19 protein-coding genes are annotated in these 26,765 nt (G+C 64.0%); 8 read left to right on the top strand and 11 right to left on the bottom strand.

Annotated elements, in window-relative coordinates:
* Positions 1–41: 41 nt before the first annotated feature.
* The 3 genes from ACZ1JY_RS19590 to ACZ1JY_RS19580 all read left to right on the top strand — a co-directional run bounded on the left by ACZ1JY_RS19590 (position 42) and on the right by ACZ1JY_RS19580 (position 5,234).
* Positions 42–3,080 (top strand): TonB-dependent receptor, encoded by a 3,039-nt coding sequence (locus ACZ1JY_RS19590; RefSeq protein WP_465131249.1) that lies wholly within the window; start codon positions 42–44, stop codon positions 3,078–3,080.
* 79 nt (positions 3,081–3,159) lie between these two features.
* Positions 3,160–4,128 carry an alpha/beta hydrolase gene (locus tag ACZ1JY_RS19585; RefSeq protein WP_465131248.1) on the top strand — a complete coding sequence of 323 codons (969 nt, stop codon included), beginning with the start codon at positions 3,160–3,162 and terminating at the stop codon, positions 4,126–4,128.
* Entirely contained in the window at positions 4,125–5,234 is a 1,110-nt protein-coding gene (locus ACZ1JY_RS19580) for a pectinesterase family protein (RefSeq protein ID WP_465131247.1), read from the top strand. Before ACZ1JY_RS19585 ends, ACZ1JY_RS19580 begins: the two co-directional genes overlap by 4 nt.
* A gap of 62 nt (positions 5,235–5,296) precedes the next feature.
* Here the strand turns inward: ACZ1JY_RS19580 and ACZ1JY_RS19575 are convergent, their stop codons facing one another.
* Genes ACZ1JY_RS19575 through ACZ1JY_RS19555 form a run of 5 tightly spaced genes read right to left on the bottom strand, consistent with a single transcriptional unit; the run spans position 5,297 to position 13,593 of the window.
* On the bottom strand, positions 5,297–6,652 hold the full coding sequence (locus ACZ1JY_RS19575; protein WP_465131246.1) for a mannitol dehydrogenase family protein: 1,356 nt from the start codon (positions 6,650–6,652) through the stop codon (positions 5,297–5,299).
* On the bottom strand, positions 6,649–8,064 hold the full coding sequence (gene uxaC / locus ACZ1JY_RS19570; RefSeq protein ID WP_465131245.1) for a glucuronate isomerase: 1,416 nt from the start codon (positions 8,062–8,064) through the stop codon (positions 6,649–6,651). The genes ACZ1JY_RS19575 and uxaC overlap by 4 nt, the downstream gene beginning before the upstream one ends.
* Complete coding sequence (locus ACZ1JY_RS19565; protein ID WP_465131244.1) at positions 8,064–9,671, bottom strand: family 43 glycosylhydrolase; 1,608 nt, start codon at positions 9,669–9,671, stop codon at positions 8,064–8,066. The genes uxaC and ACZ1JY_RS19565 overlap by 1 nt, the downstream gene beginning before the upstream one ends.
* A complete protein-coding gene (locus ACZ1JY_RS19560; protein WP_465131243.1) occupies positions 9,668–10,684 on the bottom strand; it encodes an alpha/beta hydrolase in 1,017 nt (338 codons plus the stop codon). The genes ACZ1JY_RS19565 and ACZ1JY_RS19560 overlap by 4 nt, the downstream gene beginning before the upstream one ends.
* Positions 10,685–10,740: 56 nt before the next feature.
* Entirely contained in the window at positions 10,741–13,593 is a 2,853-nt protein-coding gene (locus ACZ1JY_RS19555) for a TonB-dependent receptor (RefSeq protein WP_465131242.1), read from the bottom strand.
* A gap of 253 nt (positions 13,594–13,846) precedes the next feature.
* On the opposite strand from ACZ1JY_RS19555, the gene ACZ1JY_RS19550 reads away from it, so the two are divergent.
* Both ACZ1JY_RS19550 and ACZ1JY_RS19545 read left to right on the top strand, forming a co-directional pair.
* Complete coding sequence (locus ACZ1JY_RS19550) at positions 13,847–15,187, top strand: pectate lyase family protein (RefSeq protein ID WP_465131241.1); 1,341 nt, start codon at positions 13,847–13,849, stop codon at positions 15,185–15,187.
* Between the two features lie 17 nt (positions 15,188–15,204).
* Entirely contained in the window at positions 15,205–15,579 is a 375-nt protein-coding gene (locus ACZ1JY_RS19545) for a cupin domain-containing protein (RefSeq protein ID WP_206065886.1), read from the top strand.
* On the opposite strand, the gene ACZ1JY_RS19540 is transcribed toward ACZ1JY_RS19545, so the two are convergent.
* The 5 genes from ACZ1JY_RS19540 to ACZ1JY_RS19520 all read right to left on the bottom strand — a co-directional run bounded on the left by ACZ1JY_RS19540 (position 15,548) and on the right by ACZ1JY_RS19520 (position 20,667).
* Positions 15,548–17,092 carry a carboxylesterase/lipase family protein gene (locus ACZ1JY_RS19540; protein ID WP_465131240.1) on the bottom strand — a complete coding sequence of 515 codons (1,545 nt, stop codon included), beginning with the start codon at positions 17,090–17,092 and terminating at the stop codon, positions 15,548–15,550. The genes ACZ1JY_RS19545 and ACZ1JY_RS19540 overlap by 32 nt on opposite strands.
* Positions 17,079–18,089 (bottom strand): sugar kinase, encoded by a 1,011-nt coding sequence (locus ACZ1JY_RS19535; protein WP_465131549.1) that lies wholly within the window; start codon positions 18,087–18,089, stop codon positions 17,079–17,081. The genes ACZ1JY_RS19540 and ACZ1JY_RS19535 overlap by 14 nt, the downstream gene beginning before the upstream one ends.
* 14 nt (positions 18,090–18,103) lie before the next feature.
* Positions 18,104–18,871, bottom strand: a complete 768-nt coding sequence (gene kduD, locus ACZ1JY_RS19530; protein ID WP_465131239.1) for a 2-dehydro-3-deoxy-D-gluconate 5-dehydrogenase KduD — start codon at positions 18,869–18,871, stop codon at positions 18,104–18,106.
* A gap of 26 nt (positions 18,872–18,897) precedes the next feature.
* Positions 18,898–19,536 (bottom strand): RpiB/LacA/LacB family sugar-phosphate isomerase, encoded by a 639-nt coding sequence (locus tag ACZ1JY_RS19525; protein ID WP_118075028.1) that lies wholly within the window; start codon positions 19,534–19,536, stop codon positions 18,898–18,900.
* 114 nt (positions 19,537–19,650) lie between these two features.
* On the bottom strand, positions 19,651–20,667 hold the full coding sequence (locus ACZ1JY_RS19520; protein WP_465131238.1) for a LacI family DNA-binding transcriptional regulator: 1,017 nt from the start codon (positions 20,665–20,667) through the stop codon (positions 19,651–19,653).
* A gap of 201 nt (positions 20,668–20,868) precedes the next feature.
* Here ACZ1JY_RS19520 and ACZ1JY_RS19515 point away from each other — a divergent pair, with 201 nt between their 5' ends.
* The 3 genes from ACZ1JY_RS19515 to ACZ1JY_RS19505 all read left to right on the top strand — a co-directional run bounded on the left by ACZ1JY_RS19515 (position 20,869) and on the right by ACZ1JY_RS19505 (position 24,593).
* Positions 20,869–22,368 carry a UxaA family hydrolase gene (locus ACZ1JY_RS19515; RefSeq protein WP_465131548.1) on the top strand — a complete coding sequence of 500 codons (1,500 nt, stop codon included), beginning with the start codon at positions 20,869–20,871 and terminating at the stop codon, positions 22,366–22,368.
* Between the two features lie 81 nt (positions 22,369–22,449).
* Positions 22,450–23,259, top strand: a complete 810-nt coding sequence (locus ACZ1JY_RS19510) for a 2-keto-4-pentenoate hydratase (RefSeq protein ID WP_465131237.1) — start codon at positions 22,450–22,452, stop codon at positions 23,257–23,259.
* Positions 23,260–23,312: 53 nt separating this feature from the next.
* A complete protein-coding gene (locus ACZ1JY_RS19505; RefSeq protein WP_465131236.1) occupies positions 23,313–24,593 on the top strand; it encodes an MFS transporter in 1,281 nt (426 codons plus the stop codon).
* A 132-nt stretch (positions 24,594–24,725) separates the two neighbouring features.
* On the opposite strand, the gene ACZ1JY_RS19500 is transcribed toward ACZ1JY_RS19505, so the two are convergent.
* A complete protein-coding gene (locus ACZ1JY_RS19500) occupies positions 24,726–26,699 on the bottom strand; it encodes a sulfatase-like hydrolase/transferase (protein ID WP_465131235.1) in 1,974 nt (657 codons plus the stop codon).
* Positions 26,700–26,765: the final 66 nt, after the last annotated feature.

The following is a 26,765-nucleotide window of genomic DNA, read 5'->3' as shown; positions in this document are numbered from 1 at the left end:
CATAAGCAAAAGCCTGGCAAGCCTGAATATGGGAGGGAATAATGTCGGTTTCGAGAAATCTACTGCTTGCTTCGTCAGCTATTGTTTGCGCGATCTCTTCGCAAGCTGAAGCTGCTGCGCAGACCCGGCAGTTCTCCATCGATGCCCAACCCGCCGAAACGGCGATCAGCATCCTTGGCCGACAGGGCGATGTTCAGGTCATTGCCGCCAGAAAGATCACGCGCTCGATCCGCACCAATGCCGTGCGTGGCGAAATGAGCGTTGGCGAAGCGCTCAATCGGCTGCTTTCAGGGACGGGCCTCGCCGCACGCCAATTGGGCAACGGATCCTATGCCATCGTTGCGAGAAATCCGTCGACCACGGTGACGTCTCGGCCTGTAGCCCTGACCCGCGCCTCGGCTTTGACGCCGGCTGGCGAGATGACACCGGTGGCCGCCGCTGCCGCGCCCCAAGCTGCGGCCGAAGGGGCGATGCAGGATGCTCCCGTCCAGCAGCCGGAAATCGTGGTGAGCGGCTTTCGCGGCAGCCTTGTTCGCGCCCAGGATATCAAGCGGAAGTCGATAAACCTGACCGAGAGCATTCTGGCCGAAGACATGGCCAAGATGCCGGACCTCAACCTTTCGGAGTCGATCCAGCGCCTGCCCGGCGTGGCGATCTCCCGCGAAGGTGGCGAAGGGCGCAACATCACCTTGCGCGGTTTTGCCCCGGATTTCACGCGCACAACGCTGAATGGAATGGAGGTCCCTGCCAGCAGCGACGGCCTGGATTCGGGCGGCTTCACCATCAATGCCGGCCGTGCGTTCGACTTCCACATCTTCGCATCGGAGCTGTTCAACCGGGTCGATGTCCAGAAGACGCAGCGGGCATCGATCGAAGAAGGCGGTATTGCCGGTACGGTCGATCTCTATTCGGCAAAGCCGTTTGATTTCAACAAGCCGCAGGCCGTGATCTCGGCACAGGGCGGCTACAACTCGATCACGCGCAAGGTCGACCCCCGCGTCACCGCCATGCTTTCCGACCAGTTTGCCGATGGCAAGGTGGGCGTGCTGGTGTCTGCCGCCTACTCGGAACGCACCGTTTATCAGGAAGGCTTCGGTTCGGTCCGCTGGACATCGCCGTTCGTCAATGGCGACAGCTGGGCCGACACCAATCCCGTCGTGTCCGGAACGCCGGTCGACTGCCCTGCCGCTGACAATCTGGACTGCCTGTGGGCGCCGCGGCTGCCGCGCGCCGACTTCTTCGGCAACAACCAGAAGCGCCTCGGCCTGACCGGCTCGCTGCAGTTCCGTCCGACGGACACCCTGGAAGTGAGCTTCGACGGGCTCTTCTCGCGCCTGGAGAACGACCGCCTCAGCTACAACTCGATGGAGTGGCTGCTGACGCATGGCCCGGCCGGGAATTTCGTCGGCCAGACGCCGCGTTCGTTCAAGGTTGCGCCAGACGGCAAGCAACTGATTGCCGCCTCGTTTGACGATGTCACCTCGTGGTACGAAAGCCGCCACCAGACCTCCGTCTCGAAGTTTCAGCAGTACGTGGCATCGGCCAAGTGGCAGGCTTCAGACAACCTCAAGCTGGATGTCATGGCCGGCAAGGCGCGCGATGCGGCCGATCGCGAGGAGCTGCGTTTCTATGCCCGCTCGGTCCCGCACTTCTACTCGTATGACTTCTCGAAGAGCCAGGACGTGCCGGTCCTGAGCTACGGTAATTACGATCCGAACAACGCTGCAAACTTCGTCAATGCGCTGACGGCGGCCAATCGCCTGAACAAGGTGATCAAGGACAACTTCACCACCAAGGGCAACCTTGTCCTCGAGGCCGGCAACATCACCGCTCGCACCGGGGTGGCCTACAGCCGCCGGTCGGTTGCCTACTCCGAAGCGCAGGGCAACCTGCCGAGCTTTGCTCCGCAGTCCTACCTGCAGGCATTCCCGATCTCGAATTTCGGCAAGGGCGTGGTGTCGGGCGGCCTGCCGACATTCGCCGTCTTCGACTTTGACAAGGTGGCTTCGTCAAACCTCATCTCGGACAACTACACGCCCAATACGGCTGCCGGCTGGGAAGTGATCGAGAAGACGCTGGGCGGCTATGGCGAAGTCACCGGGGAGTTCGATCTCGGCGGCATGGTCCTGCGCGCCAACGGCGGTGTCCGCTACGTGAAGACCAATATCGATTCACGGGCGACCATTGCCGGTTCTCCGGTTGCGGTGAAGCGCAGCTACGACAATTTCCTGCCGTCGCTCAATCTGGCGCTGAACCTCACGCCCGACATCGTGGCGCGAGCCGCTTACGCCCGCTCCATGACGCGGCCGGGGCTGGGCTCTCTCAACATCGCCGCCCCGACCTTCGAATATACGACAAGGACAGTCGGCAATCTCGGCAACCCGGACCTCAAGCCGTACCTTTCCAACGATTACGACGTCGGGCTGGAATGGTACTTCAGCAAGGGCGGCCTCGTCGCTGTCGGCCTGTTCAAGAAGGATATCATCAGCTCGCTCAGCACGGCGGTGGTGACCAAGCCGGTGCCGCAGGAATACTGGCAGGCAATCTATGCCGATCCCCGCTACGACGCCTCCTACAACGCGGACCCCGCCAAGGTTCCCTACACCTTCTTCCAGGCGGTCAACACTCCGGGCGGCAACAGCGTAAAGGGTGTCGAAGTCACGCTCAACGCGCCGTTCACGTTCCTGCCGGGCGTCCTGTCCTATTTCGGCGTGGCATCGAACTACACCCATGTATCCGCGCGGGATTCAACGGGACTTTCGCCCAATTCCTACAATTTCACGGGCTATTTTGACACCGGTAGCATGGGGGTTCGCGTTTCCGTCAACAAGCGCGACGACTATCTGCTGAGTGAACCGGGCGGAAACGGCCACGTTCAGGAGCGCAAATATGGTCCGACACATGTCGACCTGTCGGCCTATTACAACATCACGCCCAAGTTGACCCTGACGGTACAGGGCATCAACATCACGAACGAGAAGGAGCGGATCTACGGCACTGGCGATGGCAGCCAGTATCTGGTGCGCGAGTTCTCGCGGACGGGTGCGCAGTGGTTCGTCGGAGCGCGCTACCAGTTCTGACGATGACTGGGCCGTCCGCAAATCCCCTCGCGGGCGGCCCCCCTTGCATGAAAGCGGCCGGTTGATGACGCTGTTAAGGATGGCACTCGCGGCGGCTGCAACTGCCTGCGGGCTAACAGGTTCGATGCCGGCAACCGCAAGAGAGGTGGACGACAGCTATACCGTCGCCCAGCGCTTCGAGCAGTACAGGAACCAGTACAGCGGGATCAGCTGGCCGGCAGTGACCCTTGCCGAGGGACAGGAGATCCTGTTCGACCGTTCTTACAAGCGCCTGTCCGAGCGCAGCCTTGGCCTTGATGTCTTCCTGCCGTCGCAGAAACGGCGGCTGGGCACGGCACTGGTGCTGCTTCACGGAGGTGCCTGGCGATCGGGCGACAAGAGCCACTTTTACGCACTGGCCAGCCACCTCGCCGGACTGGGCCATACTGTCATCCTCCCCGAATATCGCCTCGCGCCCGAGGCCCGTTACCCTGCCGGGATGGCCGACGCCGCAGACGCCTTGCGCTGGGTGCACGACAATGCGGCGCGCTTTGGCATCAAGCCCGATCGGGTAGCCGTGGGCGGCGCCTCATCCGGCGGACAGATGGCGGCTTTGCTCGCATATGATGCAAGCTTACGCACCGATGCGGCGGGCCGTGCAGCACCGGTCGCTGCTCTGGTCGATCTCGACGGGGTGCTCGACATGACCGATCCGCTGGCCTTGCAGTTCGAGAATGCGGCGGGCGACAAGTCGCCGTTTGCGCAATGGGTCGGCGGATCGTTCGAAAGCTCCCCGCAGACCTGGATCGAGGCGAGTGCTGGGCGTCATGTTTCGCAGACGTCTCCGCCGACCCTCATCCTGGGCAGCGGCATCACGCGATTCACCGCAGGGAGAGTGGCAGTGCTCGCGGCCTTGCAAAGTCATGGAACGCAGGCGGAAGTGTACGATCTGGCCAATGCGCCGCATGATTTCTGGCTTTTTGAACCATGGCTGACCCCCACCGCGCGCAGGATCGACCGGTTCTTGCGTGCGGTGATGGGCTTCGGCCAAAACGGGGACAGGCGATGAAGTTCTGCTTGGGAGTTCTGGCAGCTGCACTGCTCGGCGGAGCGCCCGTTCTGGCCAGTGCGGCAGCCGACACATACGCGGTTGCACACGACTGCACGCGCTCTGCCCTGCCTTGCTACACCTCGCTGCAGTTGGCGTTGGATGCGGCTGAACGGGATCGTTCGGACCGGTGGATCGAGATCCGGGTCATGCCGGGCGATTACGAAGAGAAGCCCGTGATCAGGCGGAACCGCGTCAAGATCGTGGGCGCGGGGCGGAGCGTCAGCCGCATCCATTTCGGCGCCGTCGCACAAACGTCAGGCCGCTATCACCGCGCCAATTGGGGAACGCCGGGATCGGCCACGCTCACGATCAATGCCGCCAAGGTGAGCATTTCCGGCATCACGATCGAGAACACCTTTGACTATCTGGCCAACGATGCGCTGGCTGCCAGCGACGCGGGCAAGATTGCCAACCCGCAAGCCGTTGCGCTTCTTCTTGATGTGGCCAGCGACAGCGTGGCGATCAGCGATGCCGCGATACTCGGCTATCAGGATACCCTGTTCACCAACGGCGGCCGGGCCCGGATTGCGCGCTCGCTGATTGCCGGCAATATCGATTTCATTTTCGGCAACGGCCAGCTGTGGATCGAGAACAGCGAAATCCGGACGAGGAAGAGAGCCGCGGAAATCTCCCCTGGCGATTTTCATTCGTTTGTTGCGGCGCCCTCCACGCCGCTTTCCCAGTCGACGGGCCTCGTGATCTATCGCAGCCGCCTGACGCGCGAGGCGGGCGTGCCGGACGCTTCGGTCGCGCTGGCCCGACCATGGCATCCGACAAAGCGCTTTGCCGATGGCCGCTACGCCGATCCTGAAGCTGTCGGCCATGCGCTGTTTGTCGATTGCCACATGGACGCGCATATTCACCCCGACCACTGGGCGCCGATGAATGGAACCTCGAGAGACGGCACCATGAGCACCGTCTTCCGCCCGCAAGACGCGCGCTTTGCCGAAAGAGGCTCGACCGGTCCCGGAGCGGCGTCGAAGCCAATCGGGATGACCTGGAGCGACGCACGTTCCCTGCAGGAAATCAGGCAGGAATTCGCCGGTATCGCGCTCGGCCACTAGCAGACCTGAGCAGACCTGCCCCACACTTGCCTGCCAACGGCCGGAGTATGGGGCCAGTGAGGCTATTGCGGCCGCCAACTGCTGGTAAGCAGCCCGCCTTCCCCGAACAGCGCGATCATTGGCGTGTCGGTTTTGGCGGCGCGGGAGAGCTTGTCGGCGAGGGGGTCGTCGACGGGGCCGTTGTGGCCTTGCAGGTGGTGGATCCAGGCGCTCAGGCCTTCGCGGATGGCGGGGCAGGTGCGGCCGTGAGCCTCGTTGTGCGCGAGCGTTTCCAACCAGCGCTGCGGGATCTTCTGCGAGCCGTCCATGGCGATCTGGATCAGGCGGTGGTTGAGGCTGGGGTTGGCGAAGCGGGCGATGAGCGCGTCGGCATAGGCATCGAGGTCCTGATTGGGCGCTGGCGTGATGGTAGGTGCAGCCTCTTGCCGCATCAGTTGCTCGGCAAGCGCGCGCAAGTCCGGATCGGCAATGGCTTCGTGGACATATTCATGGCCCGCGCGCAGCCCGCAATAGGCCAGCAGCGAGTGCGCACCGTTGAGCATGCGCAGCTTGGCCGTCTCGTAAGGGGCGACCTCGGTGACCAGCTGCGCGCCGACCGCTTCCCAGCGCGGGCGGGGTCCGGCAAAGCGGTCCTCGATCACCCACTGGCTGAACGGTTCGGTGACGACACAGGCCTCATCCTGGCAGGCCTCGTCTTCAAGACCGCCCAGCGCTGCTGCCACCGCCGCGCGGTCCTCGTCCGTCGTGGCGGGCACGATGCGGTCGATCATCGTGGCGGGACAGGTGCAGTGCTGATCGAACCAGTCGACCAGATCGGGCTCGTGCCGGGCCAGGTACTGGCGCATCAGGCGCTCGAGGATCGCGCCGTTCTCGGCAAGGTTATCGCACGACAGCAGCGTCATGCCGGGCAGGCCCGCCTTGGCCCGCGCCAGCAGGCCCTGCGTGACGAAGTAATAGAAGCTCAAGGAATGCGCGAGATCGAAGTCGAGGCTGCCTCCCGAACCGCCATCGCCGTGCCGGCAATAGCCTTTCTCGGTCACCGTCAGGCTGACGATGCGGGTGGCAGGTGCAGCCACGGCGGCAATCACCGCATCGGGTTCCTCGCTCGCCACCAGCACGTTGCGGACCGATCCCACGATGCGCAGGGCCGCTCCATTGGCCGATTGCTCGGCCACGGTGTAGAGCCCGCCTTGCGGGTTCATCTGCCGCGCCACGCCGGGCGAGCGCAGCGAGACACCGGTGATCATCCAGTCACGGTCACCAGCATTCATCGCCGCATCGGTGTACCACGCCTGATGCGCGCGGTGGAATGCGCCGATGCCGAAGTGGACGATGCCAACCTCTTGGCTTTCGCGATCGTAGAGCGGCCGCGCAACCTCTGCGGGCAGCTTGGCCAGCGCTTCTGGAGAAAGCCTCACAACTTGTACGCCTTCTTGGCGAGGTTGTACGACAGGTCCTGCGCCAGTTCGGCCGCTTCCCAGTCCTCGATGCGGTGTTCGGCAACAAGCTGCGCCAGGAAGCCGCAATCGATGCGCCGGGCAACGTCGTGCCGCGCCGGGATCGACAGGAACGCGCGCGTATCGTCGTTGAAGCCGACAGTGTTGTAGAAGCCCGCCGTCTCGGTGGTCATCTGGCGGAAGCGCTTCATGCCTTCCGGGCTGTCGTGGAACCACCATGCCGGTCCAAGCTTGAGGCAGGGGTAGTGCCCGGCCAGCGGCGCCAGTTCGCGGGCATAGGCGCTCTCGTCCAGCGTGAACAGGATGATCGAGAGGTCCCTCTCGTTGCCGAAGCGGTCGAGCAGCGGCTTGAGCGCATGGACGAAGTCGGTCCGCGTCGGGATGTCGGCGCCCTTGTCGCGGCCGAAGCGTTCGAACACCTGGGCGTTGTGGTTGCGGAACGATCCGGGGTGGATCTGCATGACGAGGCCATCGTCAAGGCTCATCGCCGCCATCTCGGTCAGCATCTGGGCGCGGAACAGTTCGGCATCGGCCGGGGTGGAATTGCCGGCCACGACCTTGTCGAACAGCGCCGCTGCCTCGCTGGCAGACAGGTTGGCGGTTGCTGCCGTGGGATGGCCATGGTCGGTGCTGGTCGCGCCCATCTGCGCAAAGAAGGCGCGGCGCTGGCGGTGCGCGGCAAGGTAGCCGGTCCAGCTGCGGCAATCCTCGCCGGTCAGCCCCGAGAACAAGTCGAGGTTCGCCGAAAAGCCCTCAAACTCGGGATCGATCACCGGGTCGGGGCGATAGGCGGTGATGACCCGGCCCTGCCACCCGCCCTCGCGCGCATTCTCGGCGCGGATCGCGGCGTGATGCTCCAGCGTATCGAGCGGGCTCTCGGTCGTGGCGATCACCTCGATGTTGTAGCGATCGAACAGCGCGCGCGGGCGGAACGCATCGGAGCCGAGCTTTTCGGTGATCGTGTCGAAGTAGAGGTCGGCCGTCTCGGCGCAAAGCTGCACGTCCATGCCGAAGGCCTCGGCAAAGACCCAGTCGAGCCACATGCGCGAAGGCGTACCGCGGAACAGCCAGTAGCTTTCGACAAACAGCCGCCACGCCGCGCGCGGGTCCACGCCCTTGTTGCGTACGCCCAGATCCTCCAGCGCGAGCCCTTGCGAATAGAGCATGCGGAACACGTAGTGGTCCGGCACCAGCAGCAGGTCGGTGGCATTGCCGAAGGTTTCGTTGGCGGCAAACCAGCGCGGATCGGTATGACCGTGCGGGCTGACGATCGGCAGACACGCCACGCTGGCGTACAACTCATGCGCAATCGCGCGCACCGAAGGATCGGCCGGCAGCAACCGGTCGGGATGAAGCTCAAGCGTGCGGGGCATCAGTCGTCCAGTGCAGTGAAGGTGAAGTTGCTGAACCTCGTCTCGCCGGGGCCTGCGGCGTAAAGGCCGGGCCGCAGCATCAGGAAACCGCCGCGCACGTTATGATGATAGCCTGAGACTTCCATCCCGCGGTCGAACTTGCGCCATGTGCGTCCGCCATCGCCCGAAGTGTGATAGCTGACGATATGGCGGCGGTTGGTCACCCGCATTCGCATGGCAGGGCCGTGCGGATTGGCCGGCCGGCCGCGCTCCATCCCGTACTGGTGCGTGACGAAGCGCTCCCGGTCGAAGCCGAGCCCGGCATAAAGCTGGTCGTCATAAAACAGCACGAGGCCTGCAGTGGCGCCCTCGGCCAGTTCGATGTCGCACTCGAACTGATAGGACGTATCTCCAGCGATCAGCAGCAGGGGCGAACCGGAGGACGGGGCCTGATCCTTGCCCTTGAAGAACAGGGTCTTGTCGGCAACGCGCACGCGGTCCGCTTCATCCGGCGCCGGGCGGAAAAACGACCATTTTGTGCCAAGTTGCAGCGAGCTGAAATCGTCGCTCAGCGGCATGCCGTGGGGAAGCGCCTCGCCCCCTGTCGGCTTGGCCAAGGGTTGGGAGAGATCGCCGCCTTTCATGTGGAACCAGCCATCGCCAGTCCATGCGACGGGATCGAGCAGGCACTGGCGGCCCAGCGTCCAGAAGCCGTTCTCGAAACCGTGATAAAGGCTCCACCACGATCCGTCCGGAGCTTCGACGAGGCTGGCGTGGCCGCGCGACCACCACGCCTCGCGCACGTCGGTGGTGCGGACGAGCGGGTTGCCTGGGTGCTGCTCCCAAGGCCCGTGGATCGACCTGGACCGGGCGGCAATGACCATGTGCCCCGTGGGCGGGCCAGCGGTGCCACCGACGGCAGTGAGCATGTAGAACCACTTGCCGACGCGGTGAATCTTCGGCCCTTCCGGGGAAAAGCCTTCGACGTCCCATTCATCGGGGTATCGCCATGGGTCGTAGACATGCTCTACCGGCCCGGCGAGCTTGAGGCCATCGTCCGAAAGGCGCACGCGATCGCCGCCGGACAGGAACAGCCAACGCGAACCGTCTTCGCCGACTGCATGGCACGGGTCGATATGGTCGTGCAGTCCGAGCGGGACCGGATCGCTCCACGGCCCGTCGATATGATCGGCATGGATCACGTAGATCTCGTTGCGTGGAAGAGCCTTCACCGGGATGTACAGGAAGTAGCGTCCGGCGTGCTTCTCAAGGCTGACCGCCCAGACCGATCCGATGTTCCTGTGCAGCGCAGGCTTGCGCGGTTGCCAGTTCACCAGATCGCGCGAGTGCCAGATCAGCAGCCCAGGATAGCTCTCGAAGCTGGAGAAGGTGAGGTAATAGTCCTTGCCGTCCTTGAGGATCGCAGGGTCCGGACGGTCGCCCGAAAGGATCGGGTTCAGGAACGTGCCGTTGCCCAGATCGGCAACGCGCTGGTTGTCGAAGCCCCGGTGCCGCGAGGAGATCTGACGCGGCGCCGGGGCAGGTGCGGCGCTTGCCCCGAGTGGTGCGGCAAGGCCGAAGGAGGCAAGGGCAACGGATTTCACGGCATCCCGGCGATTTACGGTCATAGCGCCAGTCCCGTAGTGCGCGCCCATGCCCGCCAGAGCTCAGGCCAGACTTCGACCGGCTTGCCGATTGCCTTGCGCAGGCCAAAGCCATGGCCGCCGAATTCGAACAGGTGGGTCTCCACGCGCACGCCTTGCGCCTTGGCGGCGGCGCGAAGCAGCAGGGTGTTGTTGACCGGCACCGCGTCATCGTCCTCGGCATGAAGCAGGAACAGCGGCGGGGCATCGCGCGGCATGTTGCGGTGAGGGGAATGCGCAGCTTCCATCGCCGGGGCGGCGGCCTTGCCGACCAGCAGTTCGCGTGAACCGGGATGGGCATCGGGCGCGGACATCGAGACCACGGGATAGATCGGTGCGGCGCTGTGCGGTTTGGCCGACAGCGCGTCCGCTGCATCGACCGGGCCATAAGTCTTCGCCGCAAAGCGCGTGGCCAGATCGGCGCAGAGATGACCGCCGGCAGAAAAGCCCATGGCCGAGACGCGTTCGGGGTCGATTGCGAAATCCCCCGCACGGTGGCGGATCACGCGCATGGCGCGTTGCGCGTCGGACAGGGCGACATCGGGGCCTGCCGCCCAGCCTTCCCCCGGCAGGCGATAGAACAGGACGAAGGCGGTGAAGCCACGGGCTGCGAGCCAGCGGCCCATCTCGTACCCTTCCTTGTCAACCACCACCCAGCGATAGCCGCCGCCCGGTGTGATCAGAACCGCAGCGCCATTCGGGCGGTCTGGATGAAAGACCGCCATGCGCGGACGAGATATGCCGAACACGGCCCGATCGGTAACGAGGCGGTCGGTCGAACGCTCCTGCACGGTTTCGACCAGTGCCTTGACGGGTCGGCCTGGCGCGCCGCCCGGCCAAAGATCGATCGTCTCTGACGGCTGCGGCAGGCCGGGAGGCAGAGGGCCTCCGGGAACTGTCGGCGGCGTCGTCTGGCCACGCGCTGCCGCGCCGAGGCCGAGAGATAAAAAAGAAGCCGCCATGAAGTATCGACGATCGAGCGATCCTGCGACAGTCATGGCAGCTCCTTCTAAGTTGCCGGGCGCGGGAGGGGTGCACCCGGCAGGGTGGGTCGTCAGTACTTGAAGCGGGCACCCACCAGGATGTTGCGCCCGTAGTGATTGTTCTCGTAGTTCCGGTTCGCGTCGATGTCGGTGTAGCGATAGCGGTAGGTATCGAGCAGGTTGTTGCCCTCGACCGAGAGTTCGACCCAGTCGGTCAGCTTGAACCGCATCGATGCGTCGAGATTGAACATCGACCCGTAGCCTTCGAGCACGTTGCCGGTGCCGCTCGCCCCCTCGTGATAACGACCGCGATACGTGCCCATGACGCGTGCCGAGAAGCGGCCGTCGTCATAGTACAGCGTGCCGTTGAACGCCTGCTTGGAGACGTTGGCCAGAGCCGCAGTCCTGTCGACGTTGACCAGTGCGCCGCCCGGCGCGGTCGCCGGACCCTGCAGCGTGTAGGTTGCATCGCTGTCGATGAAGGTCGCGTTGGCGATGATGCCGAAGTTGCCGAGGAAGCCTTCGGTGAAGATCTTGAACGGGATCTGTGCGGCCAGTTCGATACCCTTCAGCTTTGCACCGGTGCCATTGACAGTGGTGGTCAGCGTCCAGATTGGCTGGTTCAACAGGGCAGGGTTCAGCGCGGCCGGCGAAGAGGGATTCAGCACCGAAACCGGCAGACCCGTCTGTGCGAAGGTCGCCTCGGTGATTGCTGCGCTCTGCGTGAAGCTCGCCACTTCCTTGATGAAGCCCGCCACCGAGATCAGCGCCTGCGGGGCGAAATACCATTCGATCGACAGGTCGTAGTTGGTGGCCTGGAACGGCTTCAGGAACGGGTTGCCACTGTTGACGCGGAAGTTGAACCCGTCTGCCGAACCACCCGGCGTCAGCGAGCCGAGCGTTGGGCGCGTGATCACTTCGGCAACTGCACCGCGAACGATCAGGTCCTCGGTCGGGTAGAACGCGATGTTCGCCGAGGGCAGCCAGTTGTCGTACGACCGCTCGACCGTAGCCTGCGTGCCGCTGACGAGGCCGTAGGAGGACTGTTCGGTCTTCACATAGCGGATGCCGGCGTTGAGCGCATAGCGCAGGCCCAGCAATTCGCCCTTGCCGTCAAACTGCAGGTAACCGCCCTTGGTGGTTTCCTGAACCCCGCGAATGTTGCCCGCATCGGCAACCAGCGCGCGGTCATAGAGCTTGGTCAGCGCCGTGGTGGTTTCGAGATTCGGCACCAGCCAGGCGTTGGTGTTGCCTGCCGGCTGTCCGGCGTTGCCGAGGTTGAACATCTGCGCCAACTGCGCGGTCACCGGGATGCCGTAGACCGCGGTGGGGCCGAAGACCGACGAGGCCGAGCAGGTGATCGTGCCGAGTACCCGGTCAAGTCCGCCATTGCCACACACGGCGGTGTCGCGGGTGTAGGATTCGGTATCGAAATTGAAGCGGCGCCACATTGCCCCCGCCTTGACCGTGAAGCCTTCGGCAACGTCCCATTCCGTGCGGAATTGCACAGTCTTGAACTTGTTCACCACAGTCGATGGGCGGTCACGGATTTCGGCAAGCTGGAAGTTGGCCGGATCGGTCACGCTGGTGCCGAAGGTCAGCTTCGGGCGCTTCATGTCCGTGTAGTCGAAGCTGTAGCCTTGCGCGTCGCGATCATCGAAGATCATCGTGGTTTCGACCGGGATGTCGGCATCCGATTTCGAGAAGCCGCCGAGTACCGTGAAGCGCAAGGTATCCGACAGGTCCTGGTCCCACGTGCCGCCAACCTGATAGAACTCGGTCTTGCTCTTGCGCAGGTAATGTTCGGTGCGGACCCAAGCATCGTTGAGCGTTGCGGAGATCATGTTGTTGTTGGCATCGTAAACCGGGTTCACGACGTTGATCGAACGCTCGTTGCTGCGCAGCAGGACTTCGCCCCACTGCTCCTCACGATCGGCGTTGAAGCGGGAGAATAGCCCATCGATCGAGAACTTGGTGGCATCGCTCGGTGCGAACTGGACCGAGCCGGTCAGGCCGAGGCGCTCGCGGTCGTGCTTGACTTCGCCGTAGCGCGGGATGCGTGGGTGGAAGGCAAGGGCAGCCTTGTTACACGCGGCGCTGCTGACGTAGGCGCCGCCGCTGTTCGGCGTCGTGAAGCAGTTGGTACCATTGACAGAGTCAAAGCGGGCCTGGGACCAGCGCACGGTGTTGTTGCCAAGCTCAAGGACCTTGGTCTTTTGGTAAGCAGCAGAAAGCGAGACGCCGAAGGTGCCGTCATCGTTGCGCCAGCTGAGCAGACCGGCGAGACGTGGGCCAACGTAGTCCGACAGGTCGTTGTATGTGCCGACGACCGAGGCGACGCCGGTGAAGCCGGCCTTGCCAGCCAGCGGGTTGCCGGTGTTGAGATCGACCACTGCGCCCAGCGAACCTTCATCGAGGCTGGCCTCGGCAGTCTTGTGGACGACGATCGAGCTGAACAGCTCGGAGGCGAAGACGTTGAAGTCGAACGCGCGGTCGCGGTTCGCCGAAGCGCCGTCGGTCGAGGTTGCCACGGTCTCGAGGCCGTTGACGCGGACGCGGGTGAACTGGCTGGACAGACCGCGCACCGTGATAGCGCGGCCTTCACCGGCATCGCGCGAAATCGAGATGCCGGGGATGCGCTGGAGCGATTCAGCAAGGTTCTGATCGGGGAACTTGGCGATGTCTTCGGCGACGATCGCATCGACCGCGCCGACGGCGTTCTTCTTGACGTTTATCGCTGCCTGGAGCGACTGGCGGAAGCCGGTGACAACGATCGCATCATCGGGTGCTGCATCGTCTGCGCCCACTTGCGCTTCAGGCGCCGCGACCGCTTCCTGCGCCTGTGCGAGGCTGCTTGCCGCGAGCGCACCGCTTGCCAGCAGTGCCATCCTGAACAGCGATGTGCGCGAAACTGAAGTAAGCATGATGAATCCCCTCATTGCCCTTTTCGGGGCTATTGATACCGGTGTCAAAGGGGGAAGACGCAAAGCGCCAACCTTCCTGTGCACCACTGCTCCCGCAAGCCGGCCCTGCTACCAACATGACACCGACCATTGATCCGGTCCCGTAGTGATCACGCCCGCCAAGGCTTGGCGCGTCATCAAGGTAACCGGTGTCATTATTTATTGCCCTTGCTTCGCGCCTCTGTCAATAACCATGCCAATGGGAGAATCTGCGATGCACCAGAGACTGCAAAAGTTCACGATTTCGGCCATTTTCGCCAGTCTGCTGGCAACGACCGCCTGGGCAGAACCGCACCCTGCCGATCCGACGAGGGGCGGGGCCACCGGGCGAATCATCCGCGTTACCACGCTGGCTAAGGCCGGCCCTGGATCGCTTGCCGAGGCGCTTGCCGCAAAGGGTCCGCGCACCGTCGTGTTCGAGGTCGGCGGCACGATCGACATGGGCCGCGACACGCTGGAGATCACCGAGCCGTTCCTTACGGTGGCCGGACAGACCGCACCTTCGCCGGGAATCACGATCGTCAAGGGTGGCATCGATCTGAAGACCCACGACGTCATCCTCTCCCACTTGCGCGTGATGACCGGCGCCGATGGTCAGGCCAAGCTTTCAGGCTGGGAGGCCGACGCTTTCTCGACCGTGGCGGCGCACAATGTCGTTGTCGAACATTGCAGCTTCCTGTGGGCGCTTGACGAGAACATGTCCGCATCGGGCCCGCGCTTCACCGGCAATACCGTGGCTGAATGGCGCGCCGGCACGAGCCATGACATCGTCTTTCGCGAGAACATCGCAGCGGAAGGGCTTGCCAACGCCAGCCATCCCAAGGGCGAGCATTCCAAGGGTTCGCTTATCCACGACAATGCAACGAACATCACGTTCTACCGCAACGTCTGGGCGCACAATGTCGAGCGCGCGCCGCTGGTAAAGGGCGGGGCGCAGGTCACCATGATCAACAACGTGATCTACAATCCCGGCCACCGCGCGGTGCACTACAACCTGATGAATCTCGAATGGACCGGGCACGATTATGTCACCGGCGAGATCACTGCAGTGGGCAACGTAATGCGCGGCGGCAACGATACCGATCCGGGCCTGCCGTTCCTGATGCTGGGTGGCGATGGCGATCTCAAGTACTTCGGCAAGGATAACCGCGCGGTCGACCGCCACGGCAATGCGCTCCCGCAGTTCGGCCGCTATGGCGAGACGCGGGCCAGGCTGATCACCGCAAAAGCGCCTTTGACCAACCTCTCTCGTTACAGCGCCCTGCCTTCGGGCGAGGTCGAGACGTCCGTTCTGCAGACGGTCGGTGCGCGCCCGTGGGATCGCGCGCCTGATGATATCCGCGTGCTGTTCTTCGTCGCCGAAGGGCGTGGCGACATTATCGACGACGAGAAGGAGGTCGGTGGCTATCCACATCCCGTGGCCACCTTCGCGCCTTTCGTCGAGGCCGACTGGAACCTCGATACGATGACGCCGAAATCGGGCCGATATCCGGGCCAGAAGGCCGGGCCGCAAGAAAAGCTCTCCACCCGAGATGCCGGGATGCGCCAGCCGTGAGCGCGATTGTCGCGCTAATGCTTGCCGCCGCGCCACCCATGGCGGTTGTCGATGAGGCGGACACCATGCGGCGGGAACCCCCACCGCATGGCAACATCGGCATGAGCACTGCTTGGCGGATCAGCGACGCGGTGCCTCAGCCGCGCCGCATGGAATTCCGCCGCCGCACGCTGGATGTCGGGGCAGCAATCGGCGAACATCCCATCGCGCACGACGAGGTCTATTACGTTCTCGAAGGCGAGGGCGAAGTCGTGTCCGACGGGCAGCGTGCCGTGCTCAGGAAGGGCATGACCGCCTACCTCTACGAGGGAGCGGTCGTCGGCATCACGCAGCGCGGGGACGCGCCTCTCGCGCTGATCATCAGCTACCCGGTTGAACGTAAGGCGCCGTAGCCCAGAGTTCGCGCTCCCAACGGCGGGGATCATTGACGGTTTCGGCCCGGCCGTCCGAAACCACCAGCGTTTCCCGGGCAGGCAGGGTGTAGGGCATCCACGCCGCCAGACCGGGCTGTCCGGTCCTGGCAAGGCCGGTGAATGCCTGCATCAGCAGGTTGCTGGTCGTGCGTGCGCCTGCATCCGTCCCGCTCATGCTGCCGGGCGCATCGAGCGTGCCGAAGACGTAAGGGATGTCATCGGTGTGGGCGGCACCGCGCAAGGGATCGCGCGGAGACGGGCGGTCCAGCTGATAGACCCAGGTGGCTTTGGCACCAGCTTTCGCCCTCTCGTCCGCTTCGATCACCTGCCCGGGCCAGGAGCGGCCGGCCGTGGTCGCGGAGTAGAACACCTGCTCGGGCGTCCATTGCGGAAATTGCGTGCGGTACTGCCCGACGACCCAATCGACATCGAGGTCGATCTTGATCTCCGGTGCGATCCGGGCGGCAAGGGTGTCCCAGGTCAGCCCCTGCAGCTTCGGCCCGCGTGGATCGATGAAGGCCCGCGTTTCTTCGCGCACATTGCCGAGAATCATCGGTATGCTCCGCGACTGCGGCGCCGCATCCGGCCAGAACGGATGGCGGGGCAGGTTGGTCATGTCCAGAACCGGCCCCATATAAAGGCTGCCACCCATGATCGGATCGGTTGTGGCGAGGCCTTCGACGAGTTGTTGCACAGGCATCGTCCGCAGCGTTTCCACGTCATCGGGGCGCAGCTTCAGCGCTGCGAGCAGGGCAAGCGTCCGCTTCCATGCGTTGCCCGGTCCGCTCGCCACAACTTGCTGGCCGCTCATCGTGGTCGCCGCGTGGAACAGGCCGTCAGCCGCCGGCATTGCCATCAGCGTTGCAATCTTGGCGCCGCCACCTGACTGCCCGAAGACCATGACCCGCGCCGGATCTCCACCGAACGCCACGATGTGGTCGCGTACCCATTGCAGCGCGAGGATCAGGTCCAGCTGTCCCAGATTGCCGCTATCGGCAAACCGCGGTCCGAATGGCTTGAGCCAGGCATAGCCCAAAGCATTGAGCCGGTGGTTGACGGTGACCACGACGACGTCGCCTTGCGCTGCCAGCGTCCCACCGTGCGTCAGCGGATCGGTGACCGTGCCGTTCGAGTAGGCACCGCCGTGGAAGTAGACCATGACCGCACGCCGCGCTCGCGGATTGGCGTCCGGCGTCCAGACATTGAGGAACAGGCAGTCCTCGCTCTGCGCCATGTCGGGATTGCCGCGTTGCGGAGCAATCGGAGCGAAGCTCTGGGCCCTTGTCGGCGGCCCCTGCCACGGCTCCGGCACGGCTCGTGCGAACCGCTCTGCGCGGCCATAGCGAATGCCCTTGAAGGCGAGCACGCCATCCTCGCGCAGTCCGGTAAAGCGCCCTGCCTGCGGGTCGCGGGCTTTGCCCAGAATCGGCGATGCAACCAGTGCCGCACTTGCGCCCAGAAGCGCGCGCCGGGTCAGTTCACCGCCTGACATCGCCACCTTCGGCACTGAACGCAGCGAGTTCGCTCGGCCTGATCAGACAGAAGTCGCCGGGGACAGAGTGTTTGAGCGCCGCAAGCGCAAGGCCGCATTCGGCCATGGCCTGAGCATCGCCCCCCTGCAGGTAGCGGTGCAGCACTCCCGCAGCAAAAGCGTCGCCTGTCCCGATCCGGTCGATGATGCCGGTAACGTCGATCTCGGCAGTTTGATGCTTTGACCCGCGCGCGTCGACGCGGGCCGCGATGCGATGGTGATCGCTGTTCAACACTTGTCGCGCGGTCGAGGCGACCAGCTGCAGGTTGGGGAACGCGGCAAAGGCTGCTTCCACCGCCTCGCGCCGCCGTTCGGCGCCATCGCCAGAGAACGTCTTGCCGAGCAGCAGCGAAATGTCGCGGTGGTTGCCGATCAGCAAGGTTGCTGCACTTACCAGTTCCGTCAGCACGGCGCGCGGGTCGCTGTCCCAGCTTTCCCAGAGCTGGGCGCGGTAATTCCCGTCGAGGCAGATCGGCACGCCCGCGCTTTGCGCTGCGGCCACGGCCGCGCGGACAAGTGCCACGCCCTTGGGACCGAGCGCAGGAGTTATGCCCGACAGGTGCAGGAGGCTCGCGCCTTCAAGCGCGCCAGCGAAGTCGAACGCCGCTGCCTCGGCCTGCGCAAACGCCGACCCTGCGCGATCATATGTGATCGACGAAGGTCTGAGGCCAGCGCCCGGCTCCATGAAATAGAGCCCCATGCGCCCGCGCCCACGGGCGACGAAGCGGGTATCGACCCCGCCTGCGCCGAGTTCCGCCCGCGCCCTGTCACCGAGAGGATTGTCAGGCAGCAGCGTGACCATGCGGGTCGCGTGCCCCAGCGAGGCCAGCGCGACGGCCACGTTGGCTTCCGCCCCGCCGACGACCATCTCGAGGCTCTGCGCCTGGACCATAAGCCGCGCATCCGGGGGCGAGAGCCGCAAAAGCATCTCGCCAAAGCAGACGACGTGACCGGCCATCAGCGCGTTCGCAGTCACCGGGCCAGCCAGCCGCCGTCGACGGCCAGCACGTGTCCCTGCACGTAATCTGCCGCGCTGCTGGCAAGGAACACCGCTGCCCCGCCGATGTCGGCAGGGTCGCCCCAGCGTCCCTCGGGGATGCGCTCCATGATCTGGCGGTTGCGCGTCTCGTCGGCTTGCAGGGCTGCGGTATTGTTTGTCGCGATATAACCGGGCGCGATGGCGTTGATGTTCACACCCTTGGCCGCCCATTCGCAGGCGAGCAGTTTGGTGAGGCCGGCAACGCCGCTCTTGCTTGCGGTATAGCTTGGCACGCGGATGCCGCCCTGAAAGCTCAGCATCGAGGCTATGTTGATGATCTTGCCGCGGCGTCCGGTGGCCTCGCGAGTGGCGATCATGTGGCGGCCCGCTGCCTGCGAGAGGAAGAACACCGACTTGAGGTTGGTGTCGACCACTGCGTCCCAATCCTCCTCGGTGAAGTCCACCGCATCGGCCCGGCGGATGATGCCCGCGTTGTTGACCAGCACATCCAGCCCGCCCAGCGCGGAGACCACCTGTTCGACCACGGCCTGCACGGGCTCGATCGTCGAAAGATCGGCACCAACCAGCTCGCACTTGCGCCCCAGTGCCCTCACTTTGGCTGCGGTTTCCTCGGCAGGCGTGCGGCCGACAGCGGCAATGTCTGCCCCGGCCTGCGCCAGCGCCACGGCAATGCCTTGGCCGATACCAGTGTTGGCGCCGGTGACGACCGCGACGCGGCCCGATAGATCGAACAGGTTCATCGTTATCCTCTCCCCTGGATCAGGGGTCAGGCCGAAAGGCCACGCAGGTAATCGGAGATCGCTTCGTCCTTGCTGTTGGCATAGAACAGTTCGGCGAACTTTTCCCCGGCGATCGCGGCCTTGAGCAGGTCCTGATCGACGGTCTTGAGCACGGTCAGCATGTCACGGCACGATGCTTCCTTGAGACCTTTGAGGATGCCGCGATTGGTCTTCATGATCGCCGCGCGCTCCTTGGGGTAACCGAGGCCACGCTCGCCATCGAACAGCTTGCGATAGACGTCCTGCAGGTTCAGTTCGGCGGCCCAGCCGAAGCCCTTCGAATAGGGCATCGAGATGGCATTGCCGTCGTTGATCTGGCCGAACAGGAACGCGTCGGTCGGATCGATTACCAACCCGCAGAACACGCCCGGCATGCTGTTGGCGGCAAGCATCGAACCCATGCCCGTGCCACAGCCGGTCACCACGAAGTCGGCTGCCCCGGAGTTGAGCAGGATGCCGGTCAGCAGACCGTTCATCACGTAGGTCAGCGAGGCTTTGTCCTCGGGCGAATACATGCCGTAATGGTGAACCTCATGGCCGAGCGGCTCTGCGACAGCGGCCAGCGATTCGTGGACAAGGCTCGCCTTGGCGGCCTGGCTGTTCTCGATGATCAATGCGATTTTCATGGAAATTCCTCTCGCTCCGGCCAATTTGACCCGGCAGTGTGACGCGGCTTTGCCCTTTAGGTAACCGGTGTCATTAAGTGAAGCAAGCCCATTCGTGCGCCATCTTCGCAAGTCTCAGCAGGTTGCGACGGAAGCTCGCTCGATCAGGTCGGAAAGGAAGTGCGAGGGTTGCCTGCGGGCCTCTGCCGGGTCGATCAGCTTTATCGCCGCAGCTCTGGCCATTGCCTGGATCGGCCAGCGCACGGTGGTGAGCGGGGGCCAGATATGGGCGGCGATGGCGGTGTCGTCGAAGCCGACGATCGAAAGGTCTTCTGGCACCGAAAAGCCCAGCGTCCGCGCCGCATGCAGCACGCCTGCGGCCATTTCATCGTTGCTAGCAAAGATCGCGCTGGGGCGGGGAGCAGCGGCGAGCAGCTTCCTGCCTGCGGCAATTCCGGTCTCGAATGTGTAGTTGCCCTCGGCCATGATGGCTTCGTCCAGCGGGATCCCCGCCTTCTCCAAGGCATCGCGATAGCCCAGCGAACGCTCGGCAGCGGAGCGGAAGCCTTCGGGGCCTGCGACGAAGCCGATGCGGCGGTGGCCTCGACCGATCAGATAGTCCACCGCTTGCGAAACCGCCTCACGGTCGTTCGACGCCACCATGTGCTCGTCTTCGTCAAGCTGGACAGAGCCCATGCGCACGTAGGTCACGCCCAGATCCTCGCACAGTTCTGCAAGCGCATCGTTTTCGGAAATTGGCGGCAGCAACATGACGCCGAACAGGCGCTGCTGTTCGAGAAATGCGCGCACGTCGTCGAGCATGTCGGGCGAGCGGCGATTGACGGGGCGAACAACCAGCGCGAACTCGGTATCGCGGATCGCGGAAAGGATGCCTTCCTGAACTCCCAGGACCATCTGCGCGTTGGGGTTGTCGTGAATCAGGCCGATGAGGAAGTTGCGGCGCAGGGCCAGGGCCCGGGCTTGCGGGTTGGGTACGTAGCCCAGTTCCGCGATCACCGCCTCGACCTTCTCGCGCGTGGCATCGTTGAGCAGCGGCGACCGGTTGATCACCCGGCTGACGGTTTTCTTCGAGACGCCTGAAAGGCGCGCCACGTCGTTGATTGTCGGCTTGCCGTCCTTCGACTTCTTCACACGTTGTCCCGTCGATCCAGGCCCCGCTCACTGTGACTTACACCGGTGTCAAGGCAGTGCAGCGTTCCTAGCCGGTTCTTGCCAGACTTTGCAATGGGCCACGCGTCTTCGCCATTGACACCGGTTACCTAAAGTCTATCCAGAGACAGCGCCATTGAGGGCGTCTGTTGGGAGAGTCGCGGATTGTCGGTCGCCGTTGCCATGCCGGACGTGCTGCGCGTTCACACGCTGGATAGCGTTGCGGTGGCGCTGCGTCCGCTGTCGCCCGGGGCGGGGGTCACGGTCGGCGGCGTCGCCCTGACGATCGAGGAAGACATCCCGCAGGGGCACAAGTTTGCCACGCGGGCCCATGCAGCCGGCGAACGGGTCGTGAAGTATGGCTTGCCGATCGGCGTTGCCACCCAAGGCATCCGGGCCGGCGAACACGTCCACGTCCACAACGTGAAGACTGCCCTCGACGGCGAACAGGTCTATTCTGCCGAAACTGCACGCGGCGCAGCGGCTCTGGAAGCAGGCGATGCACCGATCTGGCGCGGATACCGCCGCGCCGATGGCCGTGCCGCGACGCGCAATGAAATCTGGATCCTGCCGACAGTGGGCTGCGTCGGTCGTACGGCGGAACAGGTCGCCCGTGCAGCCGAAGCGCGCCATGCCGGTCTTATCGCGGAGGGCTGTATCGATGGCATACACGCGTTCATTCACCCTCACGGTTGTTCGCAACTGGGAGATGATCTGGACGCGACCCGCGCGCTGCTGGCAGGACTGGCGGCCAATCCCAACGCGGCTGGCGTCCTGCTGCTCGGGCTGGGGTGTGAATCAAATCAGTTGAACGCTTTGCTGGCCGCCCTTCCGCAAGCCGCGCGGTCCAAGGTCCGGACGCTGTCCTCGCAATCTGCCGGCGACGAACTGGCGGAAGCGGCAACGCTGGTAGACGAATTGGTCGAACTTGCAGCTTCCGTCCGGCGTGAGGACTTGCCGCTCTCTGCGCTGACTGTGGGGCTCAAGTGCGGTGGGTCCGATGGCCTGTCAGGTCTCACCGCCAACCCCTTGCTCGGCCGCTTCAGCGAACGCCTTGCCGCTTCAGGTGGCACGCCGATCCTCACCGAAATTCCGGAGATCTTTGGCGCGGAGCAGGCGCTGCTGAATCGTGCCGTCGATGCACAGACGTTCGCGTCCGTTGCTGCACTGGTGAACCGCTTCAAGCGGTACTACCTCGATCAGGGCCTCCCAGTGTCGGAGAATCCGTCGCCCGGCAACATTGCGGGCGGAATCACCACGCTTGAGGAAAAGTCCGCAGGGGCGGTGCAGAAGGCCGGCACCGCACCCCTCGCTTCGGTGCTCGATTACGGGGATCAGGCAACGGAGCCCGGCCTCGCCTTGCTCGAAGCGCCGGGAAACGATGCGGTTTCCTCCACGGCACTTGCCGCAGCAGGGGCTACGCTTTTGCTGTTCACGACCGGGCGCGGCACGCCGCTCGGCTTTCCGGTGCCGACGGTCAAGGTCGCCTCGAACAGGGCACTGGCTCAGGCCAAGCCCCACTGGATCGATTTCGATGCCTCGCGCGTGCTCGATGAAGGCAAGGTGGCGGCAGATGCGGCTTTTCTCGAAACGCTCATCGCTATCGCCAGCGGACGGAAGACGGCTGCTGAACGCAGTGACCAGCGCGAGATGGCAATCTGGAAGAAGGGCGTAACGCTCTAACTATGTACCGCGGTCGGACGGCCGAGACTTGTGATTGACACCGGTTTCCTATAGGCAGCCGGGCGAATGAGGGACCAAGGGATGGGGACGGAATTGAACGAGAATGCGGATCAGGTTGCAGCGGCCTTCGTCAGCGCCCGCCACGAAGCCCGCGTGCTCGAAATCTACCCCGGCACTACGCCTCAGGCGCTCGACGATGCCTATGACATACAGGATCGTGCCATCGCGATCGATGGGCGCCAGATCGTCGGCTGGAAAGTCGGACGCATAAATTCTCCTTTGGACGCATCGCTTGGCGCCAACCGCCTTGTCGGCCCGATCTTTGCCGACAGCGTCGTGGATGCCGATGCCGCCGATACTCCCGCGATGCCGGTCTACGCGGGAGGCTTCGCCGCCGGAGAGGCTGAGTTCCTTGTCCATGTGGCGCCAGGCTTCAAGGGTCCGGTTCCCGCCGACGACGCCGGCACGATCGCGATTGTCGATGATGTCCGCATCGGGATCGAGATCGCCAGTTCGCCGTACCCGGGCATCAATGCCGATGGGCCGACGGTGACCGTTTCCGACTTTGGCAACAACACCGGTCTGGTGCGCGGCGCAGCTCTGCCCAACTGGCAGTCGACCGACCTCTGCGCCATCAGGGTCAAGAGCGAGATCGACGGCATCGAAGTCGGATCGGCGACCGCTGCCGCAATGCTCGACGGACCCTATGGTGCGGTGCGCTTCCTGCTTGGCAACCTGCTGGCGCGTGGCTTCGATGTGTCGCAGGGCCTGTGGGTATCCACCGGCGCCGTGACCGGCGTGCACGAAATCGCCGTCGGCCAGGAGTTTCGTGCGATCTTCGAGGGCCACGGCGAATTGACCTGCACGATCATCGCGGCGGCCCCCCGCTGAATTGCATTTGGCGGCATGGCCCGGAACGGGTTGGCCGCTTCGGGAGAGAAGCAATGGACCAGAACTTCAACCCGCCTGCCGCCTCTGCCAAGGCCGGGCGCTACCGCTGGGTCATCGTCGCCCTGCTGTTTGCGGCCACTGCGGTCAACTACATCGACCGCCAGATGATCGGCGTGCTCAAGCCGACGCTGGTGGCGGAGTTCGGCTGGAGCGAAACCGACTTCGCCCAGATCGTGTTCTGGTTCCAGGTCGCCTATGCCATCGGCTACATCGGCTTTGGCCGCATCGTCGATGTGGTCGGGGCAAAGCTTGGCTACACTATCGCCATCGTGGTCTGGACCGCCGGCCACATGGCCCACGGTTTCGCGACCGGTCTTGCCAGCTTTGCCGCTGCGCGCTTCGGCCTCGGCGTGGGCGAGAGCGGGAACTTCCCGGCTGGCATCCGCGCCGTAACCGACTGGTTCCCCCAGCGTGAGCGTGCTTACGCGATCGGACTGTTCAATGCCGGTGCAAACGTCGGCGCCATCATCACCCCGCTGCTGGTTCCGGCGCTTGTGCTGTGGTTCGACTGGCGCGCCGCCTTTTTCATCACCGGTATCTTCGGCGTGGCCTGGCTCGCCGCCTGGTGGCTGGTCTATCGCCATCCTGCCGAACACCCGCGCGTCTCGCCGGCCGAACTTGCCTGGATCCAGCAGGACCCTGCAGACCCGGTCGAGCAGATCGGCTGGGCAAAGCTCCTGACCGTGCGCGAGACCTGGGCCTACGCGCTGGGCAAGTTCCTGATCGACCCGGTCTGGTGGTTCTTCCTGTTCTGGCTGCCCGGCTACCTGTTCGAGCGCTATGACATGGACCTCAAGACCTTCGGCCTGCCGCTCGCGGCGATCTACCTGATTTCCGATGGTGGATCGATTTTTGGCGGGTGGATGTCCTCGCGCCTGATCAAGGCGGGACGCACCCCCAACTTTGCGCGCAAGGCCACGATGCTCCTGTGCGCCGTGGCGGTCCTGCCGATCTGGTTTGCGCAGAGCATCGACAGCGTGTGGGCTGCCGTTCTCATCATCGGGCTAGCCACCGCAGCGCATCAGGCCTTTTCGGCGAACCTCTATACGCTGCCTTCGGACGTGTTCCCGCGCGGAGCAGTGGGTTCGGTGGTTGGCATTGGCGGCACGGTTGGAGCGCTCGGCGGCATGGGCATGGCGCTGTTCACCGGCTATATCCTCGACAAGACCGGCGGCTCATACGAAGTTCTGTTCGCCATCTGCGCCAGCAGCTACCTTCTGGCCCTCGCCGTCGTGCATGTGCTTAGCCCAAAGCTTAGTCCTGCAACTATCTAGGCGCCTCCGTCCTACAGAAAGGCCCGGCCAGCCCTGCTCCATGCCGTTCATGAGATCCCGCCCGTTAAAAGCCCCAAGCCGACAGTGCGAATGCCGGACAGCCGTGCCCGGCAAATCGCCGTGCGCAAACCGTCATGAAGGCCACTTGGCACTTTCAGCGGGCCCCATGAAGGCGGACCCGCTCTTTATCGACCCCTGACAGGCCGCCTCGGAGATCGCCTCTGCCATAGGTTCGTACGGCCCGGTCAGAACTGCTTCGAGATAGGTTGCCAGGCGCTTTGGATACTCAGCATCCCGTTTGACGGTCGACGCCGCAGTTTTCCGGATTACCGGCAGCGCCGGCAGGGCTGCCTTGCCGATGCACGACAATGCATCGAAAGCCTGGATGCGAACCGGCATCGGTGATGGTTCGTCGGCCAATCGCGCGAGGACCTGCACGGCCTGTTCCGGCTTGCCGAGACCTACGAGGGTCTCGGCCACAACCACGCGGACATGATCCGATGGATCCGCCAACAAAGCCGTTTCAAGATCGCCGCGGACGGTAGCCGCTTCCCCACCCAGCATCAGGAGTCCCCGCGCTGCCCAAAACCGGGTTGCTTCGTTGGAACTGCGCAACAGCTTGCGGAACCGGTTCACATTGCGCGGTTCGCGCTTTGCGGCTGCAGCAGCCAGCCGCATCAACGCAGGAAGCGGGTAAACCGCGCGATTGCGACTTTCAAAATAGCCTTCGCCGACGGATCCTTCAGGCAGGAAGCCGTTGTCGTTAATTGCCAGCATATGCCGGTCAAGCGCCTGGCGCAGCCTCCTCGCTGCAGCGGCAGCCGAGGGCGAGGTGATCAGGTTGTTCACTTCGTCCGGATCTGCCGATAGATCGTAAAGCTCCTCGAAAGCCTTCGGCTTGAAGAATGCTTCCTGCTTTGCGTTGAGCTTGCCCGCCAGATGCAGGGCATTCCATTGGCGATAGCTTTTCTGCACGCTCCATTCGTAACCCACGTGCTGCCCAAGAGGTCGATGTGGCAGGTAATTACGGATGTACCGCCAGCGGCCATCGGTGACGGTGCGCACGAGGTCGTAGCGCTCGTCCATGCGATCGCGGAAGCCAAAAGCATATTTTTGCGGCTGACCGATGCGGTGCCCCAGCAGCGGGCGTCCGGTCATCTGCGGTGGCTGTGCCACTCCGGCAATTGACAGAAGCGTAGCAGGCAGATCGATCAGCGTCACCAGCGCGTCGATCGTGCTTCCGGGCATGGCGGGCGCGAGGTGCCGCCACTTCGGCGGTACATACACGACCAGCGGCACGCGCAAGCCTTCCTCGTAGCAATATCGCTTGGACCGGGGCAGTACTCCCCCGTTGTCGCCGTAATAAAACACGATCGTGTCGTCAGCCAAACCATCGGCGTCGAGCTGCGCCAGCCAATTGCCGATCTCTTGATCCATGGCGGTCATGATGTTGTAGTAGTTGGCATAATCCTGCCGGATTGCCGCATCATCTGGCAGAAAGGCGGGGATGCGAACCTGGTCTGGACTAACGGGACCGGCCATAGGGGCGCACATCTTGGACTCGTGGCTGGTGCCGGTGTTCATCACGCACAGGAACGGCTTGTCCTTGGGGGCCTTGCGCCAATGCCCATCGACGCCCTGAATGTCCCAGATGGCCGCCGGGACGACATCGCTGTTGTAGTCGGTCTTCGGGTTGTTGATGCAGAAGTAGCCCGCCGCGCGCATCAGTTCGGGATAAGTGCGGAAAGCTTGCGGCAGCTTGGCTTCGGCCCGCATGTGCTGGGCCGGCGAGCAGCTCTCGGGATTGACGCCGGTGAGCAGGGCGAAGCGTGACGGCGCACAGACTGGCGCATTCGAATAGGCATTGCGGAACAGCACGCCCTTCTTGGCCAACGCGTCGATGTGCGGCGTATGGGCCAGCTGGTCCCCGTAGGCGCCGACATAGGGATTGTTGTCCTCACTCACCAGCCAGAGGATGTTCGGCAACGCGCGAGGGGTCTGGCCTTGGGCTGCTGTGAGACCAGCTGCCCCGAGTCCCAGAGCACCGAGGGCCATGGCTTGGCGGCGAGTGTGTAACATTTTGCGGCGCTCCCACTGCAGGCGCATGAATATCATTGATCAGCTTGACCACCGGACCGGGTAGGGTGGTCGGAAAGCTGGTGGCCGGCCCGG

Source organism: Novosphingobium sp. BL-A-41-Hi4B-X5A, from assembly GCF_055521705.1.
This window is presented reverse-complemented; position numbering and strand designations above follow the sequence as displayed.